Source organism: Marinobacter sp. VGCF2001, from assembly GCF_049943275.1.
GTDB lineage: Bacteria > Pseudomonadota > Gammaproteobacteria > Pseudomonadales > Oleiphilaceae > Marinobacter.
Genome location: NZ_JBNFVX010000002.1, coordinates 205782 through 224993, shown reverse-complemented (window position 1 = coordinate 224993; position 19212 = coordinate 205782). Strand labels below are relative to the sequence as shown.

Sequence of the window (19212 nt, the reverse complement as noted above, 5' to 3'; positions counted from 1 at the left end):
GAAAATATGATAAAGAACCTGAGTTTCAGAAACTTTTACAGCTTTGCGGATGAAACCGTGATCGACTTTGGTTTGGGCAAAAAGCCGACACCATCAGGTTATGACATATCCGTCGAAGGCGAGCGATACAACAAAGCCATTGCGGTGGTTGGCGCAAACGGTTCCGGTAAAACGCAGTTTTTGAAACCACTGGCGTTTCTGCGCTGGTTTATCTGTGAGTCATTTCTGGGAACGTCTCCAGACCAACCCATTCCGCTTTTCCCCCACCAGTTGCACAGCGAGGAGCCCAGCCATTTCGAGCTGGAATTCCTGCTTAAAGGCACCAGTTACCGCTACCAGCTTGAGCTGACGCCCGATGCTGTCGTTTCAGAAGCCCTGTATGAAAAAACCAGCACACAATACAGCTACCTGTTCAAACGCGAAAAAGCCGGGCAAGGCTACAGCTATAAACACAAAGGCTTCCCTTTCTCCAAAGCCCAAGCTGAGAAACTTCGGGGCAATGCCTCCTTGCTGGCAGCAGCCCATAGCTATGACGTGGCGGAAGCTCGACCCTTCATCGAGTTTTTTAACCGGATTGCGTCGAACGTTATCTCGTCGGGGCGTCGTCATTTTCAACACGGTGCAGTTATTGGTACGGCGGAACAATTCCAGAAGAACCAGAACCTTCTACAGCAAATGTCTGAAGCGATAAGTCAGTTCGATCTCGGCTTGAGCAGCGTGGAAATACGCGAACTTACGCGGAGTGATGAAACGGGAAAAGAAGAAAAATTGTTCGTTCCGTTTGGTATGCACAAGACCGACGATGGCCAAAGCTTTGAGCTGCCCTTTTTCGAGGAATCCAGCGGAACTCAGTCTGCCTTCGTCTTACTTGGCCCAATACTGCAAACGCTCGAGCAGGGCGGTATCGCCGTTATTGACGAAATGGACAACGACCTACACCCGCACCTGATCCCGCATCTTCTTGAGTGGTTCGAGTTTGATCACAGCAACCCTCACCAAGCCCAACTGATCTTCACCTGTCACACGCCCGAGGTGTTGAACTTGCTGCAAAAGCATCAGGTATACCTGGTCGAAAAACGCAATCAGAACAGTGAAGCCTGGCGGCTTGACGATATGACCGGCCTGCGTGCAGACGACAACCTTTACGCCAAATACATGGCCGGAGCGCTCGGCGCGACGCCGGAGTTGTAATCGCCTATGGCAAGGAAGCGCACACAACGACATCATCCCCGACAGGTCAGCAAAACCACGCTGTTGATCGTGGGGGAAGGCCCGGACGATCAAGCCTTTATCAAGCACATGAATCAACTATTCCGAGCTGAGAATACCGGCGTAAAGCCAAGCATAGAAAAACAGTCCGGAGGCTCGCCCGGTAACATCATTACCAACGCCGCGAGAAAATATGGGCACTTGCCCTTTGACCAGCGGTTCCTGGTACTGGACTCAGACATACCGGTTTCCCAGCAGGATTACGACAAAGCCAAAAAACACGGCTATCAGATCATTCTTTGGACACCCGTATGCCTGGAGGGAACGCTACTGGATGTTCTCGGTGAAGCCGTCGATGAAAATGCACCGGCTTTGTCGTTAAAAAAACGGCTCCATCCCCGTTTGGATGGCCCCCATACAGACAGCAGGGCCAACAAACCGCTTTTCTCCAAAACGATTCTGGAGAAGTCTGAAAATCAGTCGATCATCGATGTAAGAACGGCCCTTCTTCTGAACAAAGGGCGACATGCATAGAAAACCGGCTTTTCTTAATATGTCGCCCACAACGTACAAAGATTTCGGCATTTTTTATACATGAGGCGCTAACCAACACGACGCGCCCATCAAAGGATTACCCATGACCAACAACGACATCGTCCAAAAACTCTGGAACCTCTGCGACGTTCTGCGGGACGACGGCATCAACTACTCGGACTACGTCACCGAACTGGTGCTGCTGCTGTTTATCAAGATGGTTCACGAAAACAAAGACTTCGGCACTCTGGTAAGACACCCATTACCGGAGGGCTGCCGCTGGACCGACCTGAACGGCAAGTCCGGCATCAACCTGCTGAACGACTACAAACGCATCCTGCTGATCCTGTCCACCGGTAAGGATGACAGTGGCAAACGGGTACACAACGACCCCTTGATAACGGCAGTTTACGATAAAGCGCAAACACGCTTAAGCGAGCCGCGTCACCTGGAACAGATGATCAAAACCTTGGACCAGATCGACTGGTTCAGCGCCCAGAAAGACGGCCTGGGGGATTTGTACGAAGGCTTGCTGGAAAAGAACGCCAACGAAACCAAGTCCGGCGCCGGCCAGTACTTCACCCCCCGCGCCCTGATCAACACCATGGTGCGCTGCCTGAAACCGCAACCGGGCGAGCGAATCCAGGACCCGGCAGCGGGCACCGCAGGCTTTCTGATTGCCGCCCACGAATACATCAAAAGCCAGACCGACGACCTGTATGAACTGAAAGACGCAACAAAAACCTTCCAGACCACCCAAGCCTACGTGGGCATCGAACTGGTGCCCGGCACCCGCCGCCTGGCCCTGATGAACTGCCTGCTGCACGGCATGGAAGGCGATGCCGAAGGCGTGGTGCATCTGGGCAACGCCCTGGGCCAGACCGGCGCCGGGCTGGAAAAGGCGGATGTGATCCTCGCCAACCCGCCCTTCGGCACCAGCAAAGGCGGCGACGCCAGCATCACTCGGGACGACCTGACCTACAAAACCAGCAACAAACAGCTGGCCTTTTTGCAGCACATCTACCGCAACCTCAAACCCGGTGGCCGCGCCGCCGTGGTGCTGCCGGACAACGTACTGTTCGAAGCCGGCGTGGGCACCGACGTGCGCCGGGATTTGATGAACAAATGCAACCTGCACACCATCCTGCGCCTGCCTACTGGCATCTTTTACGCCCAAGGCGTGAAAACCAACGTGCTGTTCTTCACCAAAGGCAGCGCGGCGGACAAATACCAGGAAGAAAACTGCACCGAACACGTCTGGGTCTACGACCTGCGCACCAATATGCCCAGCTTCGGCAAACGCACGCCCTTTGGCGACACGCACCTGAAGCCGTTTGAGACGGTGTATGGTGACAGCGCCAACGGCGACAGCGAGCGCAAGGAGGGGGAGTACAGCTTCCACTCCGAAGCCATCGAACTGCCGGAACACAGCGACGAAAACGAAGGCATCGACCCGCGCCTGGCCCACAGCCGCTGGCGCAGTTTCAGCCGCCAGTGGATTGCCGAGCACAAGGGCGACTCGCTGGATATTTCCTGGCTTAAGGACAGCGACAGTGTGGATGCCGCCAACTTACCAGAGCCGAGCGTTTTGGCGGGTGAGGCGATGGGGGAGCTGGTTCAGGCGCTGGGGGAGTTGGATGCGTTGATGCGGGAGTTGGGGGCTGAGGAGGAGGCTGATGGGGCTCGGGTGCTTTTGCAAGAAGTGATGGGTGGGGAAGGGTAATGTCAGAATATCAACTTCCTCAAGGCTGGATGCCTTCAGCCATTCAGAACATCACTTCTGCCGATGGCCTGATATCCGATGGCGACTGGGTTGAATCCAAAGACCAAGACCCAAGTGGCTCCATACGCCTGATTCAGCTAGCTGACATTGGTGATGGTGACTTCCGTAATAAATCCAATCGGTTTATGTCCGAAGACAAAGCCAGCCTTCTAAATTGCACGTTATTAGAGGAGGGGGATGTGTTAGTAGCACGGATGCCAGATCCTTTAGGGCGAGCTTGCCTTTTTCCTGGTGTCGGGCAGCCTGCGGTAACCGTCGTGGACGTGTGTTTAATTCGAGTAGGCTCCAGATCCGCTTTAACCAATCACTTGCTCAAATACTGGATTAACTCTCCAAGTTTTCGTGGTTTGATTTCGGAGAACGCATCAGGAACAACGAGGAAACGGATTACTCGAAAGAAACTGGAGAAATTTGAGGTTCCGGTTCCCTCCCTCGCCGAACAAAAAGTCATCGCCGACAAACTCGACACCCTGCTAGCCCAGGTAGAAAACACCAAAGCCCGCCTCGAACGCATCCCGCAAATCCTCAAACGCTTCCGCCAGTCCGTGCTGGCTGCGGCGGTGAGTGGGCGGTTGACTGGTACAGGCGAGCAAAACTTCGCGACAATCCCGGTTGAGCAACTGGCAAAGCAAAAAAAGTACTCTCTTGGGATCGGGCCTTTTGGGAGCAACTTAAAAGTCTCGGACTATCGCGAGGCAGGTCACCCTTTGGTTTTCGTTAGAGAAATCCGTGCGAACCAGTTTGGTGATGACGCAACAAAGTATGTATCTGGCGAAAAGTTTGATGAGCTCAAGGCGCATCGAGTAGCACCCGGTGACATTTTGATCACCAAAATGGGCGATCCACCTGGCGACATTGCAATATATCCATTAGATCGGCCAGAAGCGGTTATAACGGCCGACTGCATTAAGCTATCGGTTGACGAGTCAGCCTATTGTCGAGATTACGTTGCTTATGCAATGCAGTCGGAGCAATTCCGTCGCGATGTCTTGTCAATTTCTGCTGGAGTAGCGCAGCAAAAGGTAAATCTAACTAAATTCAGAAAACTGCCTCTGCAGGTTCCACCAAAAGCGGAACAAACCGAAATCGTCCGCCGAGTAGACCAACTCTTCGCCCACGCCGACCGCATCGAACAACAGGTCAACAACGCCCTGGCCCGCGTCAACAACCTCACCCAGTCCATCCTGGCCAAAGCCTTCCGGGGTGAACTCACCGAGCAATGGCGGAAAGACAACCCGGAACTGATCAGCGGGGAGAACAGTGCGGAGGCGCTGCTGGAGCGAATTAAGGCGGAGAGGGCGGCGGTGAAGCCGGCTAAACGGATACGGAGGAAGATCAATGCCTGACCTGGACGATCAACAATTACCGCTGTTTTCTGACGATTCGGCAGCAGAGGCCGAGAGTGGCCAATATTATGGCGCTGCAGAGAGTAAGGCGGCGACTCCTTACAGCAAATACGTCGTCTACGTTGATGAGAGCGGGGATCACAGCATGGGCAAAATTGACCCACAGTACCCGTTGTTCGTCCTCGCATTTTGCGTCTTCCATAAACGTCACTACAGCGAAAAGGTTGTATCCGCCTTGGAAAAATTCAAATTTAATCACTTCGGTCATGACCAAGTGGTCCTTCACGAGACAGAAATCCGGAAAGAAAAAGGCGTTTTCAATATTTTCCGTAGCCGTGAGGAAAAGGTCGAGTTTTTAGACGAGCTCACCAAGATTATCGAATTCAGTAACTTCATTCTGATCAGTTGTGTCATCGACAAGCGGCGCCTGAAAAGCCATGGCGGCTCTGATACCAATCCCTACCATATTGCTCTCGGATTCTGCCTCGAGACTCTATACGAGTTCCTGGAGGAGAAACAGCAGCACGAAAAGAAAACTCACGTGGTTGTGGAGTGTCGAGGCAAAAAAGAAGATAACGAACTGGAACTGGAATTTCGGCGCATTTGCGACGGTGCCAATCAGCTGGCCCGTCAGCTACCGTTTGATGTCCTTTTTTCCGACAAGAAAACCATGTCGTCAGGCCTGCAGCTAGCAGATCTCGTGGCAAGACCTATTGGATTGAGCGTATTAAGGCCCCAGCAGTCAAATAAGGCCTTCGAGGTACTTAAGAAAAAATTCTATTGCGACGGTGGGAGAGATTGTGTGGGTATGGGTTTCGAGGGCATGGGTCTGAAAATTTACCCACCCGTAGAAAGCGAAAAGCCCCGATGAAACTCACCGAGGCTATAGCGCCGACCGGGCACCCCCAATCCACTTGCCATAGATTATAGTCACGCCTGTTGCACCTGGCAACACCAACTAGTGGGTTTGCATATCCGCCCATTTCAAACCACCAATCGACTGAAGCCTGGAAACCACGCCTCCAATTTTGGCTGTATCCAGCTCCTGGTACGACTCAATTTTTAGCTTTTTGAGTTTCCAGCCACCTTCTGGCAGGCGCTCCCAGGTGCCTTGCCCACTAACCCGAACCTGTTTGAACAGAAGTGATGACAATCCTTGGGCAATATCGATAGATGCCTCACAACGAAGTGTTTCGCCATTAGCGCCTTCCAGACTCACGGGTATGGTGTCGTCTTTGCCGCCAACACGGTATAAACGCCCCTGAACAGAGCCCGACTTGTTGATCACCAGGGGCTTTTCATCATCTGGCCGTTTCCTGAACGACAGTATTTGAGTATCAGCGTCATTCAAAATTGCACCTCCTGTGCCATCCTCATCCATAAGTTGTCTCAGGCTTCGATGGGCCGATAATTGTTTTTTCGTACCCATACCGTTTGGCACTTCCCGCACATGGGTAAGAACCCTCTGATAGTGCAGGTCTTCAATATCCACATTCAGCATAGCGCTGCCCGGGCTGACCGAGTCAAAATGCACATGCTCCACTTCTCCGAGCATGTCAGAGAGGTGGGTAATGTACTGCCCCAGTCGCTTCATTGAGAGCGTTTCGGGAGTGCGATCATTTAACTTCAAGGTCAGCTTTTTCATACACAGAATTATAGAAGGGTGGTAGCCCACTTGCTACCGGGCGTGCTCCACCACAATCAATTCACTTAAATCAAAACCCTCAGCCTTCGCCCGCGCCTTGAAGTTCTCCAACACCTCCTCACTCACCTCCGCCGTGCGCGACATCAGCCACAGGTAATCCCGGTTGTATCCGGTGATGTAAGCCGTGGAATAGTCGTCGTCCAGCCCGAACACCACGTAAGAGGCGTAAAACGGCCCGAAAAACGAGACCTTCAGATGGCCCACGTCGCTGTCCTCCACAAACACCGCGCGACCTTCGGCTTCCTGCCACTCGCCTTCCTCGGCGTTGTAGCCCCGGTTGATGACTTTGATGCTGCCGTCGCCGTTCAGGCGGTAATCGGCGGTCACCTGGCTCAGCCCTTCCTCAAAAGAATGGTCCAGGCGGGCGATCTCATACCAGGTGCCCAGATAGCGCTGCTGGTCGAAGCCGCTCACCGGGGTGATGCCCTCGGGCAGACCGGTGCAGCCGGCCATCAGTAGCACGGTGGTAATCAGCGCAAGAACAGATTTCATAAAGACTCCTGTGTTTGAATACTGGCTCCCGAGCCTGACAATGTCGGGTCTGGTGATTGTACGATAGATAGCAAGCTCCAAATCACTTTTCCCTTCGTATACTGTGGGCTACTCAACCAAGGAGGCAATGATGATCGGATACGTTACTCTCGGTGTCAGCGATATGGACCGGGCCAAGCAGTTCTACACGGATCTTCTGGCAGAGCAGGGCGCCAAGGTTCTGATGGATATGGAACGGATTGCCTTCATCGGCAAAGACATGGGCTCGCCCATGCTGGCGGTATGCACCCCGTTTAACGGCGAACCGAACCACCCGGGCAATGGCAACATGGTGGCCATTCCCGCAGGCTCGAAAGAGGCTGTGGATAAGTTTTACCACAAGGCCATTGAACTGGGCGCCACCTGCGACGGCGAGCCGGGGCAGCGGATTCCGGATATGTTCTATGGCGCCTACGTGCGGGACCCGGACGGCAACAAAGTCGCCTTCTTTGAATTCGGCTGACAGTGTGCCCGGCCACCATCCCCGGCGGGTGGTGGCTTCCGTTCTGGCTACACCGATAGATGCCGGCGAAACAACAGCAACGCCGCCGTGAAAAATACCCCACCGATAACCACCAGCGCCAGCATCTGTGGCCACACCACCTCCAGCCCCGCGCCCCGATACAGAATAGCCTGCGCCATGCTGACAAAGTGGGTGGTGGGTGCCGCCAGCATCAGATCCTGCACCAGCTGAGGCATACTTTCCCGGGGCGTGATCCCTCCAGATAACAGCTGCAACGGCAGAATGGTAAGAATCAGCAACAGACCGAACTGGGGCATGGTTCGGGCCACGGTGCCGATCAGAATGCCAATCGCGGTGGTGGAAAACAGGTGGATCAGCGCGCCGAGCAGGAACAACAACACCGACCCCGCCACGGGCACCTGCAGCCAGCCCTGGATCACCAGCGTGACCGACAGCGCCGCCGCCAGTAACACCACCAGGCCATTGGCCCACACCTTGGAGGCCATAATCTCGAACGGCCGCAACGGCATCACCATCAGGTGTTCCACGGTGCCGTGTTCACGCTCGCGAATCAGCGCCGCCCCGGTAAGGATAATGCTGATCAGCGTAATCTGGGTTATCAGCTCCATCACGCCGCCAAACCAGGTGCCGTCCAGGTTCGGGTTGTAGTTTACCCGGGTGACCAGCTCGATCGGTAAGCCACCGCCAGCGGAACTGCCCGGTTGCAGAAACTCGGCCACCTCCGCCATCGCGTAACGCTGGATGTAATTGGTGCCAATGAACGCCTGGCTCATGCGCGTGGCGTCAATGTTCAGCTGCAGCGCCACCGGTTGGCCCTGGCGCACGTCCCGCTCAAACCCCTCGGGAATCACCAGGGCAAAGGTATGGCTGCCCTGGTCCAGCAGGCGGTCGATGTCGCCATACGCCACAAGATCGGGTTTCAAAAACCACGGCGGTTGCAGCGAATTGATCACCCGGCCGGACAACACCGTCTGGTCTTCGTCCACTACCGCAATCGGGGCGTTGTGAAGTTCCATGGAGCCGGCGGACCCGGCGGTGTAGATCATCACCGTGAAGGCCACCAGCACGAACAGCATCAACGCCTTGTCTTGCCAGAGACTGCGCAGTTCCTTGAGGCCCAGGTGCCAGATGTTGCCCAGAGAGTTCATATCAGCGCCCCTGTTTGCGCAGTAAGGCCACGGCCATTACCGTCAGCACCGGTACAAAGGCCGCCAGGGCCAGAAAGGCCCCCTGCATATCCGCCAGCGACAGGCCCTTGGTGAACACGCCCCGGCTGATCTGCAGGAACCAGGTGGCCGGCCACATCGGGCCGATCAGCGCCCCGGCGCCACTCAGGGAGGAAACCGGCTCGGTCAGGCCGGAGAACTGCACCGTCGGTAGAATGGTCAGAATGGCGGTGGCAGCCAGGGCGGCAATCTGGGTAGAGGCAAAGGTCGAGATCACCTGGCCCAGTGCCGTGGTTGCAGTCACAAAGAGTAGGGCGCCCAGGGTCAAGGTCAGGAAACTGCCCTTGATCTCCACATCGAACAGGTACACCGCCAACAGGACCAAGCTGAGGTAACTGACCATGCTGAAGGCGATGTAGGGCAGTTGCTTACCGAGCAGAAACTCCACCCGGGTAACCGGTGTCACGTACAGGTTGGTGATGGAGCCCAGTTCTTTCTCGCGCACGATCCCCAGGGCCATGAGAATGGCCGGAATAAAAATCAGCAGAATGGGGATAACCGCCGGCACCATGGCATCCAGGCTGCGGAAATCCTGGTTGTAGCGGTACCGGTCTTCCAGCGTGACCAGGGTGAGGGTGGGCACCACACCCAAGGTACGCTGGGCCAGCTCGGTCAGGTAACTGAGGTGTATGCCCTGCACATAGCCCAGAATGGTCTCGCCCCGAAACGGCATGGCGCCGTCCACCCAGACGGCCAGTTCCGTGCTGCGGCCCCGCTTCAGATCCTTACCGAAGCCCGCTGGTATCTCGATCGCCAGGCTCAGCTCGCCGGAACGCATGCGGCGTTCCAGTTCGCCCATATCCTGTAACGCCGCCTGCTGCTTGAAGTAACGGGAGCCGGAGACTGCCGCCACATAGTCCCGGCTCTGGGGCGTCTGGTCGCGGTCCAGCACCGCGAAGGACAGGTCCTCCACATCCAGGGTGATGCCGTAACCGAGAATCAGCATCAGCAGGGCCGAGCCCACAAACGCAAACGCCATGCGGATCGGGTCCCGCAGCAGCTCCCGCGCTTCGCGGCGGGCGTAGGCCATCAGCCGGGTGGCACTGAACGGCTTCGGGCGGCGATGGGGTGTTGCGGTAGTCAGTGCCAGGTTGTCGGCGTCGGTTTCCGGCTCCTGATCCACCGCTTCCAGGGTATTCATGAACGCGCCTTCCAGGCTGTCAGTGCCGGACGACTCGATCAAGCGGGCCGGGGTGTCACAGGCCAGCACCTCGCCGGCGTGCATCAGCGAGATCCGGTCGCAGCGCTCGCCCTCGTTCATGAAATGGGTGGAGATGAAGATGGTGACGCCGTCCTCCCGGGACAGGCGCATCAGCAGCTGCCAGAACTGGTTACGGGCGCCCGGGTCCACACCCGAGGTGGGCTCATCCAAAATCAGCAATTCCGGCTCATGAACCACCGCCACGGCCAGCGAAAGCCGCTGGCGAACCCCCAGTGGCAGGGCGCCTGCGAGCTGGTCCAGCACGTCGTCCAGGCCGAACGCCTGCACCAGGGCGGGGATACGCTCGGCAAGTTTGGCGTCCGACAGGTGGAACAGCCGGGCGTGCAGGTCCAGGTTCTGGCGCACAGTCAGCTCGCCATACAACGAGAAAGCCTGCGACATATAACCCACCTTCTGGCGGGTGGCCAGATCCCTGGCATCCAGCGCTTCGCCGAACAGCCGAACCTCGCCCTCCGAAGGCGTCAGCAGCCCGGTGAGCATTTTCATGGTGGTGGTCTTGCCACAACCATTGGAGCCGAGAAAACCGAAAATTTCACCTTTCGGGATAGAAAAGCTGACGTTGCGCACGGCGGTAAAGTCGCCAAAGCGCAGGGTCAGGTCCCGGGCTTCGATGGCCGGCGTCTGGCCGGTGTAGTTGCCGGAGTCCGGGGTCGCGCCCATTGTGCTCGCTTGCGCCCCGGCCTGCCGGCTTTCCGGCAACAGGGCAATAAACGCATCGTCCAGCGTCCGGGTGCCGGTCTGCGTTCGCAGTTCGTCGGGCGAGCCGGTGGCCAATACCTGGCCGTTGTCCATGGCCACCAGCCAGTCGTAGCGCTCGGCTTCTTCCATGTAGGCGGTTGCCACCAGCACGCTCATGCCCGTGCGCTGGCCGCGAATGGTATCGATCAAATCCCAGAAACGTTTGCGCGAGAGCGGGTCGACCCCGGTGGTGGGCTCATCCAGGATCAGCAAATCCGGGCTGTGAATCAACGCGCAGCACAGGCCCAGCTTCTGTTTCATGCCTCCGGACAGTTTCCCCGCCGGCCGGTTGCGGAACGGCAACAGACCCGTGGCCTTCAGCAGCCGCTCGATCTGATCGCCCCGGCCAGCGCCGTTCAAGCCAAACAGATCGGCGAAAAACGCGATGTTCTCGTCTACGGTCAGCGTATGGTAGAGGTTGCCTCCCAGGCCCTGGGGCATATAGGCAATGCGCGGCGCAACCCGGTTGCGAAAGCGCTGGCTGCGCATATCGCCGCCCAGCACCTGCAGCGACCCGCTCTGTAACTCACGGGCGCCGGCAATCAGGCCCAGCAGGGTGGATTTCCCCACCCCGTCCGGGCCAATCAGTCCGACCATGCAGCCCGCGGGAAACGTCAGGGAGATATCGGCCAGCGCTTCAGTGTCACCATAACCATGGCTGACGCCTTCCAGCCGGGCGACGGTCTCAGTCATTGGGCAGCGCCAGCGTCAGGGTATCCGGCCAAGGCTGGCGTTCATCCAGGCGCACGTAAGCTTCGCCGGGTACGCCGGTTTTCACCCGGTCCCGGTAGGCTTTCAACAGGTCCGGATCGATCCGGATGCGCACCCGGAACATCAGCTTTTCGCGCTCGCTGCGGGTTTCCACGGACTTCGGGGTGAACTGGGCTTCAGCGGCAACGAAACTGACTTGGGCAGGCACCACGTAGTCGGGCAGGGCATCCAGAATGATTCGGGCTTCGGAGCCCACGCGCACTTTGCCGGCCTGGGCGGTGGGCAGAAAGATGGTCATATAGACGTCGGTCACATCCAGCACAGTGGCCACTTTGCCGCCGGCGGGCAAGACTTCACCCGGCTCGGCCAGCCGGTACAGCACCCGGCCACCCACGGGCGTGGTCAACCGGCTGTCGTTGATGTTGGTCTGGATGCGGCGAATGCTGGCGTTGGCCGCCTCAATGCCGGCATCGGCCGAGGCCACCTGGGCTCTGGCCGCCTGCAACGCGGCCTCGGCGGTTTCCGCCGCGGTACGGGCCCGGTCCCGCTGCTCTTGCGAGGCATGGCCCCGGTCGGCCAGGGATTGAATGCGGGCCAGTTCGGCCCGGGCGTAACGGCGCTCGCTTTCCCGTTGCGCCACGGTGGCCTCTGCCAGTTTCCGTCCTTGTTCGGCCTGATGCAGGTTGGCCTGTGCGGCCGCCAGGCTGGCCTGCAGTTCCTCGGTATCCATGGTGGCCAGTAAAGCGCCAGCCTCAACCATATCACCCTCGCGTACCTCAAAAGAGGCCAGTCGCCCGGGTATTCGGGTGGCGATGTCCACTTCCGTGGCCTCAATACGGCCATTACCAACGCCAATATGCTCCGGCCAGTCACTTTGACCCGGAATCAGGTACCAGGCCGCAGCGCCAAACAGCGCCACAATGAGCACAACAAGGAATAGGTTCGGAGCACGTCTGGAGGCCATGGGTCGTCCTTGAGGGAGTCAGTGTGGGTCAGGCAAGGGAGTATAGAACAACAGTGTGACAGGACAGACTGACCGGCATCAAGTTAGCTTCCAATCTAATTTGACACCGGCCGTATCAGACTCAGTAAGCGCCGCGAATCAGATCGATACCGGGTTTGAGCACTTCGCGCCAGGCCTGGCGCAACTCCGGTGTAAAGTCCGGGTCATGCAAACGCACGGTTTTCAGCAGCGCTTCTTCCCAGAAATCGTACCATTCCGGCTTGATGTCCAGTTTATGGCGGCTGTGGCTCTCGCCCAGATCCCGCAGTTTTCGGTCCGACATTCCCCGGGCCGCCAGGATAATCTGCATCACGCCATTGCGCAGCAGATGGCGCTGGGCCGTCATATCGGTATTCAGAAAGCGGTTTTTGATGGCCTCGGAGCTGGACATGAAAAAATCATAGAAATCCACAAAGAAGTCGTCTTTGCGGCAGCAGCGGCCGTAGCTCTGGAAAACAAGATCCGTCGGATTCATTTGCAATCTGTGTCCTTGCTTATCGGGCAAATTGTCATTCGGGGCCGCGAATTCTAAGCAAGCGAACCGTTTTTTCCATAGCGAAATGTAACACCTGACGCCTAAAGCGACATTTTATAGACCGCTTACGTGCCCTGAAACCACCATGAGGGCAACAACGAACGAGTCGCGCTCTGGGTGAACCGGTCATCAATCAACCAGATCACGCCCTGATCTTCCGGTGTCCGGATCACCCGGCCCGCCGCCTGCGCTACTTTCTGCAGGCCCGGAATCCGGTAGGTGTAGTCATAACCCGCCCCAAAACGATGCTGCAGCCGCTCTTTCAGGATCTCGTGCCAGGCATCGAAAGGTGGCAGTCCCAGGGTCGCGACAAAAGCGCCGATCAGCTGATCCCCCGGCAGATCAATACCCTCGCTGAACACGCCGCCGAGCACCGCAAAAGCAACACGGCCCTCCGGCTGCCGGAAGTCATCCAAAAATTGCCGGCGCTGGTCCGGGCTCATGCCCGGCTGCTGGGACCGCTGGGGAACGTCCGGCGCCTGCTGCGCCAGGGTTTCGCTGGCCTCTCTGGCGTATTTGAAGCTGCTGAAAAAGGCCAGGTAATGGCCCGGCCGCTGGCGATACTGGCGGGCGATCAGTTCGGCAATGGGCTGCAGGCTTTGCTCCCGGTGCGGCTGCCGGGTGCTGATACCGGGGGTAAACTGAACCTGCAGCTGGTGGGCACTGAAGGGGCTGGGCAGGGAGGTGAAGCGGGCGGTGTCCGGCAGGCCCAGCAAATCCCGGTAGTACTCGCCCGGGCTCAGTGTGGCGGAAAACAGGAGCACCGAGTGCGCCGCGGTAAAGCGCTCGGTCAAAAAATCCGCCGGAATCAGGTTCTGGATGGTCAGTCTGGCCCGGCCCCGGCCGGCGCGCTGGAACTCGCACAGTGAGTGGCCGCCGAAACGGTCCGCCAGTTTCAGAAACGCCACGCTCTCGAACAGCAATTCCTGCAGGGCCAGGTCTGGCGGGTGATCGGCCAGGTAGTCGGTAAGGGTAGACACCATTCCCAACAGGGCCCCAGGCAACTGGCTGGGCAGGCTATCCAGAAACACCGGCTGGGGCCGGTCTCCATGGTCCCGAATCAGGCTTTGCCAGGCCCGGGCGGTGCGGTCCAGCGCCGCCTTCACCGGCTTCGGCGCGGTTTTCCGGGTGCTCAGCAGGCGCTGCTGGTCCAGTTGGATCGAATACATACCGCGGGCGCGGTCCACCAGGTTGTGGGCTTCGTCGACCAGCACACTGGCCCGCCACTGGTTCTGGCGGATCAGGCCATGGAGCAGGGCGGACTGGTCGAACAGCCGGTTCACATCACCGATCACCAGGTCGCACCAGCGGGCCATTTCCTGGGCCAGAAAATAGGGGCAAATGTCGTGGCCGGCGGCGATTCTCGCCAGTTCCTGCTGATTTAACGGCACCTTGCTTTGCGCCGCCTCGGCCCGGGCATCGGGCAGGCGGTCGAAAAAGCCCCGCGCCAGGGGGCAGGATTCGCCGTGGCAGGCTTTGTCCGGGTGTTCGCAGGCATCGTCTTTGGCCACCAGCTCCAGGGTACGCAGTGGCCAGGGTTGCCGTTCATCGTGCACCGACCGTAACTTATCCACAGCATCCAGGGCCAGTTGCCGGGCCGTATTGCGGCAGGTGAGGTAAAACAGCTTGTCTTGTTTACCGGCCGACAGGGCCATCAAGGCCGGGAACAGGGTGCCGAGGGTTTTACCCAGGCCCGTGGGCGCTTCCAGCAGCAGGGTGCCGGCTTTTATCGAGTTTTTGTACACCGTTTCCGCCAGCTGTCGCTGCCGGGGGCGGAAATCCGGGAACGGAAAGCGCAGGTTTGCCAGCAGGGCATCCCGCTGTTCCCGGTGGTGCGCCTCCTGTTCGGCCCAGGCTTTGTAGCGATCACACAGGGTTTCCAGCTCCTGCCAGAGCTCATCTGCCGTGGCAGTTTCGGTCAGCGCCGTTTCCTTGTCCCGGCCGGTGTCGTAATACACCAGCGCCAGTTCCACCGTTTTTCGGTTTTCCTGCCGGCACAGCAGGGCACCGTAGGCGCGCAGCTGGGCACGGTGAAGCGCCCGCTGGTGGGGGCGAATGCGGGAGACATCGCCCCGGTGGGTTTTGATTTCCTCCACCCGGTTTTTGTGCGGGTGATAGCCATCGGCACGACCGGATAGCTTTAATCCCAGGCAATCTCCGGTCAGTAAATACTCGCTTTTATAGCCATAACCCCGTTTTGACTGGAGAGCCTGATGGCCGGCGATGCCCTCCTCGGCACTGGGCGCCGGGGTGTAGCGAAAATCCAGATCGCCCTCACGGGCGACGAATTCGCACAGGGTGCGAACGGCCACTTTCATACCTCAGCCCCGTCGCTCTGCCAGCGCACATAGCACACGCTCGCCGGGATGCCGTGCCGGGCAAAAAACTGCAGCCAGCGAACCTGGTGGTCTTGCAGACGGTCGCCCGGGCCCTTTACCTCAATCATTTCGTACCGCTGCTCCGGCACCTGTGCGCCTGGGTTCAAACGAATCAGATCGGGAAAACCGCTGCGATGCTCGCGAATGTTGTTGAGCAGCCGGCGGAATAGCGCGTCCAGATGCTGGGCAGGAATGCAGTCCATCGCCTGCGCCACTCGCGCCTCAGACACCGCAGGCCAGATCACGAACGGGTTGGAAATACCGTGTTTCTGGCGAAACGTTTGCAGAATTTCCGTACGGTAAGTGCCGGTGGCCAGCAGTGCGAACCGGTCATCAAAGGCGGATTGTCGCCGGGCGACAAAATCATCCCGGGTGAGATCCGCCGGGCCGGTGTGGAACGGGTGGAAAAACGCACCGGGCACCGGCTTGAAGATCACCGGCCAGCACAGCAGGCCGAACAGGGCGTTGATCAGGGTGTTTTCCACGTACCACACCGGCGCGTCCTCGGTGCCCAGGTGCTGTGCGGCGGCCCATTCCACCCCACCCGCGGTGGGTTTGGGCAGGGTGAGGGTGAATGCCTTCAGTTCGGGGGTCGCCACCGGCTCGGGGGTGTCGGCCCCGACCTTTGGCGCCAGCCGTTTCAGCAAGCGCTCCAGCCCCTGGGTCTCGGCATCGCTCAGCGCGGTTGCCTGCCACTGGCAGGCCAGCGCCCAGGCCTGTTGAAAACGTTTCATCCGTTCCAGCAATCGCAGCTGTTTCAACCGCGCTTCCCGATGGCCGCTGGCAGCCCAGGCCTGCAACGCCAGCTCCCGCTCACCCTGGCGCTCGGCTTGCCGCCCCAGTTCCAGCAACAAGCGGTCGCGGCGGCTGGTCAGCCAGGGGTTATCCACAGGCCCGGGAATGTCCGGCCACACTTCTGAAGCCGGTTCGCCGTTATCCAGCCGTTCCCGGCAATGATGCATCTGCAAGTAGCAATCGACCTCCGCCCGGTGCTGGAACGCCCGGGATTCCGGCGTGAACGGCACCGGCTCAAATTGCTGCACGCCCAGTTCAACCAGCACAAAGTCTGTCCAGCTCTGGCGCAGGTTGCCGAAAAACATCAACCGGATGCGCTCAAACAGCGCCATTTCCTGCAGTTGCACCACGTCGGGAGCCTGGCGCGGGGGTTCGCGCCTGAACCAGCGTTGCACCGGCCGCGGCTCGCTGAACGGTTCCGCCAGCACCAAGCGCATCTGCGCCTTGGGCAGGGTTTTGGCGTGGCCATGCTGTTGCAGCCATTCGCCGAACACCGGCCTTATCTCCGCCAGGGTGAACAACCGGAACAAATCGTCTAGGTGCAACTCCGGTGCGGCGTTCAGCCAGCCGGTATCGATCAGGCGCTGCACGGCCTCCGCTTCCGGCATGGGCAATTCCGGATACCGGAACTTGTCGGGCCGGAACAGTTCACCGGTGCGCATGACCATCCGGGTAAGCAAAGCCCGTGGCCCGGTGGCGAGCGCACGAAACTCTGCCAGCTGCCCCCGCTCGGCGTGGGTTAACAGGTCTCCGTAATGCTCCGCCACCCAGGCCACCAGAACGTCCATGTTCTTCAGGTAGTAGAGTGGGTCATCCAGGCTTGCGGGCACGGGCCGGTGTGTGTTCATACAACGCTGATCGTTTGGGGGGTATGTGAAGCCTGAACTGTACGATGGAACTGCGGCGGGCTCAATCCGGTTTATCTGGCCAATAATTCATCGAAGGAAGCCTTGTTATTTTCTTTAATGATAACTATTATCATTCGCATAAAGAAAAGGAGGACGCCATGAAATTTCTTTGCCCACGCCACCGGACCATGTTCGCCCGTTTATCCCTGAGTGAAAAAAATGATCTTTGGCTGTTGTGGATGGAACACGCCATGACCTTCAATGAACGGCAGGATTCAAACAAACTGATTGCGATCACCGGCAGTGCCTTTGATCTTGCCTGTATGGCCCGCCGGCATGACCCAGACGCGATGCAGGTAGAACTTACCCTTGCCGCCATTCTGGTTGGTCGTGCGCTGCGTGACACGGGTGATATCGCCTCCGCCGACCGCGTGCTGTTTCGCGCTCTCGACAGCCTGGGCACCACAGACGCTGTTCTCTCCAGCCCGAGCGGGCGTTGCAACACTGACGAGTGCCTGCAGGTACTGCTGGATGTACGTCGCCAGCCGGAGTTTATCACCAGATACCTGAACTGGCCTTGTGGTGCTGAACATCATGTGCCGCGATCGTTTCGACAACCATCTGTTGCCATGCACTGACTGGCTGGAGGTCTCATGGGTATGCCCCTGTCACGCCCGAACATTGTTCAGGCAAGCCGCCTTGCACACCCGGACTGGATACACCACCAGCGGGAAGAACGCGTTTCCATCAGCCTTGATGTGGGAACGCTCACACAACTGATGAAAAATCACCACCTTCACGTCGAGGACTTTTCCGGGCTGGATACCCCGTCAAAACTCCAGATCCGCCAGCTGTTGCTGGATTTGCTGAACGGCGTCTGAACCGGGAGACCACAACCACCGTCCGTCAGATGCCGGTATCGGCAGGGTGCAGGCGGACCCCGGCAATTTTCCAGTCTTCGGCGCTTGGCACCATGCGGTAGTAGGCATCCCAGCGCTTACCCTCGGGGCCCTGCAACTTCACCGTCTGGATCTCGAAACTCCCGTGCGGTACCCGCTCGGTGAACTCGATGGTTCTGGCCCGGTGCACCGCCGGGTAGGCCTGACGCACCATGCTCAGAAACACGTCCGACGATCCAAAGCGCTGTTTGACTCCCTCGGAAGCGTGGGCCCAGGCCTGCTCGCCATCGTTGTTGGCGAACGCTTCTATCTGTAACAAGATGGTGTTCCGGATGGCCGTATCGATGTTCCGGTCCCGGTCATCCGCAGCCGTTTGCGACGACCAGACGGCCACGGCACCAACCGCAACCAGCAGCATCACCCACCGCCCCATGTTCTTAAACGAGTGATTCATACCGACACCTCATCGGTGTTCAATTTATAACCAATACGCGATAACCGGGCCGGCGGATTTTTCCGGGGCGTCCGGAGCAATAAATCTCGATCTTGATGAGATCCACTCTGCTCGTGATTGCTGATTTAATGACCTGTTCCGAGGCTGTGATCGTAGTCTTTCATACCTCAACAAGAACTAGAGAGACTCATCATGCACATGGCAAACGGTGAATTGAGAGATCACAAAAACGATGAGATATCACTGCTGGAGATCGTGTCGCTGGAGGGCCGGTACTACATGGCCCGTTTTTACCTGAATGGCCAGGGGTACGTGCTTACAGACCCTTATGACAAACCCATGATGTTCAGCGGTGCCTGCGAGGCGAGGAAGTTCTTTGCGGACTATCAGGTGCAACACATCGAGGTTATCCCGCCCACCGGCACCGATGAAATGATCGGTATGCCCGACACCAGCTCAGAAACCATGCGGGTTCCCCTATAGGAACCCACAAACACCGTGCCTTCAGCTCCCGGAAAATGAAAGCGAGTCGACCAATTCGCCACCGTTGAAGACGGCGCCGTGAAAATCACTTTCCGGAACCTGGAAGAGCGTGAACGCCAAAGCACTGGCGGCCTGCTCGGCACTCAGGCATTGCCCGGACTCCAGGCGCTGGCCCAGAATGGCGGCGTGCGGCAAACCCACCCTGGCCGCCTTATCGATGTGCTGGCGAATGCCCGGCCAATGCCGGAGCCGGCTCCCGTAATCAGCGTCCACATAAACGTTCTCCCGTGCTCGGTATTTAACGACAATGGCTGTCGTCTCGCGGTGG

The 19212-nt window shown here is 58.3% G+C and carries 19 protein-coding genes; 9 read left to right on the top strand and 10 right to left on the bottom strand.

The window, feature by feature from the left end:
• The first annotated feature begins 57 nt into the window (after positions 1–57).
• From ACP2AU_RS04170 to ACP2AU_RS04150, 5 genes are all read left to right on the top strand, one after another.
• A complete protein-coding gene (locus tag ACP2AU_RS04170) occupies positions 58–1191 on the top strand; it encodes an AAA family ATPase (RefSeq protein ID WP_426374739.1) in 1134 nt (377 codons plus the stop codon).
• A gap of 69 nt (positions 1192–1260) precedes the next feature.
• On the top strand, positions 1261–1743 hold the full coding sequence (locus ACP2AU_RS04165) for a hypothetical protein (protein WP_426375077.1): 483 nt from the start codon (positions 1261–1263) through the stop codon (positions 1741–1743).
• A gap of 103 nt (positions 1744–1846) precedes the next feature.
• Positions 1847–3466, top strand: coding sequence for an N-6 DNA methylase (locus tag ACP2AU_RS04160; RefSeq protein WP_426374737.1), 1620 nt, complete (start codon positions 1847–1849; stop codon positions 3464–3466).
• Positions 3466–4872 (top strand): restriction endonuclease subunit S, encoded by a 1407-nt coding sequence (locus ACP2AU_RS04155; protein WP_426374735.1) that lies wholly within the window; start codon positions 3466–3468, stop codon positions 4870–4872. Before ACP2AU_RS04160 ends, ACP2AU_RS04155 begins: the two co-directional genes overlap by 1 nt.
• Complete coding sequence (locus ACP2AU_RS04150) at positions 4865–5743, top strand: DUF3800 domain-containing protein (RefSeq protein ID WP_426374733.1); 879 nt, start codon at positions 4865–4867, stop codon at positions 5741–5743. Before ACP2AU_RS04155 ends, ACP2AU_RS04150 begins: the two co-directional genes overlap by 8 nt.
• Positions 5744–5830: 87 nt before the next feature.
• On the opposite strand, the gene ACP2AU_RS04145 is transcribed toward ACP2AU_RS04150, so the two are convergent.
• Together ACP2AU_RS04145 and ACP2AU_RS04140 are read right to left on the bottom strand one after the other, a co-directional pair.
• Positions 5831–6517 carry a hypothetical protein gene (locus ACP2AU_RS04145; protein ID WP_426374731.1) on the bottom strand — a complete coding sequence of 229 codons (687 nt, stop codon included), beginning with the start codon at positions 6515–6517 and terminating at the stop codon, positions 5831–5833.
• A 33-nt stretch (positions 6518–6550) separates the two neighbouring features.
• On the bottom strand, positions 6551–7069 hold the full coding sequence (locus ACP2AU_RS04140; RefSeq protein ID WP_426374729.1) for a lipocalin family protein: 519 nt from the start codon (positions 7067–7069) through the stop codon (positions 6551–6553).
• 130 nt (positions 7070–7199) lie between these two features.
• Between ACP2AU_RS04140 and ACP2AU_RS04135 the strand changes: the two genes are divergently transcribed.
• Positions 7200–7571: a VOC family protein gene (locus ACP2AU_RS04135; RefSeq protein WP_426374727.1), complete on the top strand. Its 372-nt coding sequence runs from the start codon at positions 7200–7202 to the stop codon at positions 7569–7571.
• Between the two features lie 47 nt (positions 7572–7618).
• On the opposite strand, the gene ACP2AU_RS04130 is transcribed toward ACP2AU_RS04135, so the two are convergent.
• The 6 genes from ACP2AU_RS04130 to ACP2AU_RS04105 all read right to left on the bottom strand — a co-directional run bounded on the left by ACP2AU_RS04130 (position 7619) and on the right by ACP2AU_RS04105 (position 17048).
• Entirely contained in the window at positions 7619–8740 is a 1122-nt protein-coding gene (locus ACP2AU_RS04130; protein ID WP_426374725.1) for an ABC transporter permease, read from the bottom strand.
• A gap of 1 nt (position 8741) precedes the next feature.
• Positions 8742–11471: a ribosome-associated ATPase/putative transporter RbbA gene (gene rbbA, locus ACP2AU_RS04125; RefSeq protein WP_426374723.1), complete on the bottom strand. Its 2730-nt coding sequence runs from the start codon at positions 11469–11471 to the stop codon at positions 8742–8744.
• On the bottom strand, positions 11464–12453 hold the full coding sequence (locus ACP2AU_RS04120) for an HlyD family secretion protein (RefSeq protein ID WP_426374721.1): 990 nt from the start codon (positions 12451–12453) through the stop codon (positions 11464–11466). The genes rbbA and ACP2AU_RS04120 overlap by 8 nt, the downstream gene beginning before the upstream one ends.
• A 121-nt stretch (positions 12454–12574) precedes the next feature.
• A complete protein-coding gene (locus tag ACP2AU_RS04115) occupies positions 12575–12967 on the bottom strand; it encodes a globin domain-containing protein (RefSeq protein ID WP_426374719.1) in 393 nt (130 codons plus the stop codon).
• A gap of 125 nt (positions 12968–13092) precedes the next feature.
• Positions 13093–15345, bottom strand: a complete 2253-nt coding sequence (locus ACP2AU_RS04110; protein WP_426374717.1) for a helicase C-terminal domain-containing protein — start codon at positions 15343–15345, stop codon at positions 13093–13095.
• Positions 15342–17048, bottom strand: a complete 1707-nt coding sequence (locus ACP2AU_RS04105) for a VRR-NUC domain-containing protein (RefSeq protein WP_426374716.1) — start codon at positions 17046–17048, stop codon at positions 15342–15344. Before ACP2AU_RS04105 ends, ACP2AU_RS04110 begins: the two co-directional genes overlap by 4 nt.
• A gap of 158 nt (positions 17049–17206) precedes the next feature.
• On the opposite strand from ACP2AU_RS04105, the gene ACP2AU_RS04100 reads away from it, so the two are divergent.
• Together ACP2AU_RS04100 and ACP2AU_RS04095 are read left to right on the top strand one after the other, a co-directional pair.
• Positions 17207–17686, top strand: coding sequence for a hypothetical protein (locus ACP2AU_RS04100; protein ID WP_426374714.1), 480 nt, complete (start codon positions 17207–17209; stop codon positions 17684–17686).
• Positions 17687–17701: 15 nt separating this feature from the next.
• A complete protein-coding gene (locus ACP2AU_RS04095) occupies positions 17702–17929 on the top strand; it encodes a hypothetical protein (RefSeq protein ID WP_426374712.1) in 228 nt (75 codons plus the stop codon).
• Between the two features lie 25 nt (positions 17930–17954).
• Here ACP2AU_RS04095 and ACP2AU_RS04090 read toward each other — a convergent pair whose 3' ends face one another.
• On the bottom strand, positions 17955–18401 hold the full coding sequence (locus ACP2AU_RS04090) for a DUF4864 domain-containing protein (protein WP_426374710.1): 447 nt from the start codon (positions 18399–18401) through the stop codon (positions 17955–17957).
• A 192-nt stretch (positions 18402–18593) separates the two neighbouring features.
• Here ACP2AU_RS04090 and ACP2AU_RS04085 point away from each other — a divergent pair, with 192 nt between their 5' ends.
• A complete protein-coding gene (locus ACP2AU_RS04085; RefSeq protein ID WP_426374708.1) occupies positions 18594–18884 on the top strand; it encodes a DUF6482 family protein in 291 nt (96 codons plus the stop codon).
• A 21-nt stretch (positions 18885–18905) separates the two neighbouring features.
• Here ACP2AU_RS04085 and ACP2AU_RS04080 read toward each other — a convergent pair whose 3' ends face one another.
• Positions 18906–19157 carry a hypothetical protein gene (locus ACP2AU_RS04080; RefSeq protein ID WP_426374706.1) on the bottom strand — a complete coding sequence of 84 codons (252 nt, stop codon included), beginning with the start codon at positions 19155–19157 and terminating at the stop codon, positions 18906–18908.
• Positions 19158–19212: the final 55 nt, after the last annotated feature.

What these genes read in the sequence shown, in the direction of transcription:
- ACP2AU_RS04150 (WP_426374733.1), top strand. Translation starts at nt 4,865, where the DNA reads ATGCCTGACCTGGACGATCAACAATTACCGCTGTTTTCTGACGATTCG.
- ACP2AU_RS04140 (WP_426374729.1), bottom strand. Translation starts at nt 7,069, where the DNA reads ATGAAATCTGTTCTTGCGCTGATTACCACCGTGCTACTGATGGCCGGC.
- ACP2AU_RS04105 (WP_426374716.1), bottom strand. Translation starts at nt 17,048, where the DNA reads ATGAACACACACCGGCCCGTGCCCGCAAGCCTGGATGACCCACTCTAC.
- ACP2AU_RS04085 (WP_426374708.1), top strand. Translation starts at nt 18,594, where the DNA reads ATGCACATGGCAAACGGTGAATTGAGAGATCACAAAAACGATGAGATA.
- ACP2AU_RS04130 (WP_426374725.1), bottom strand. Translation starts at nt 8,740, where the DNA reads ATGAACTCTCTGGGCAACATCTGGCACCTGGGCCTCAAGGAACTGCGC.
- ACP2AU_RS04090 (WP_426374710.1), bottom strand. Translation starts at nt 18,401, where the DNA reads ATGAATCACTCGTTTAAGAACATGGGGCGGTGGGTGATGCTGCTGGTT.
- ACP2AU_RS04145 (WP_426374731.1), bottom strand. Translation starts at nt 6,517, where the DNA reads ATGAAAAAGCTGACCTTGAAGTTAAATGATCGCACTCCCGAAACGCTC.
- ACP2AU_RS04135 (WP_426374727.1), top strand. Translation starts at nt 7,200, where the DNA reads ATGATCGGATACGTTACTCTCGGTGTCAGCGATATGGACCGGGCCAAG.
- ACP2AU_RS04110 (WP_426374717.1), bottom strand. Translation starts at nt 15,345, where the DNA reads ATGAAAGTGGCCGTTCGCACCCTGTGCGAATTCGTCGCCCGTGAGGGC.
- ACP2AU_RS04115 (WP_426374719.1), bottom strand. Translation starts at nt 12,967, where the DNA reads ATGAATCCGACGGATCTTGTTTTCCAGAGCTACGGCCGCTGCTGCCGC.
- ACP2AU_RS04100 (WP_426374714.1), top strand. Translation starts at nt 17,207, where the DNA reads ATGAAATTTCTTTGCCCACGCCACCGGACCATGTTCGCCCGTTTATCC.
- ACP2AU_RS04155 (WP_426374735.1), top strand. Translation starts at nt 3,466, where the DNA reads ATGTCAGAATATCAACTTCCTCAAGGCTGGATGCCTTCAGCCATTCAG.
- rbbA (WP_426374723.1), bottom strand. Translation starts at nt 11,471, where the DNA reads ATGACTGAGACCGTCGCCCGGCTGGAAGGCGTCAGCCATGGTTATGGT.
- ACP2AU_RS04120 (WP_426374721.1), bottom strand. Translation starts at nt 12,453, where the DNA reads ATGGCCTCCAGACGTGCTCCGAACCTATTCCTTGTTGTGCTCATTGTG.
- ACP2AU_RS04160 (WP_426374737.1), top strand. Translation starts at nt 1,847, where the DNA reads ATGACCAACAACGACATCGTCCAAAAACTCTGGAACCTCTGCGACGTT.
- ACP2AU_RS04095 (WP_426374712.1), top strand. Translation starts at nt 17,702, where the DNA reads ATGGGTATGCCCCTGTCACGCCCGAACATTGTTCAGGCAAGCCGCCTT.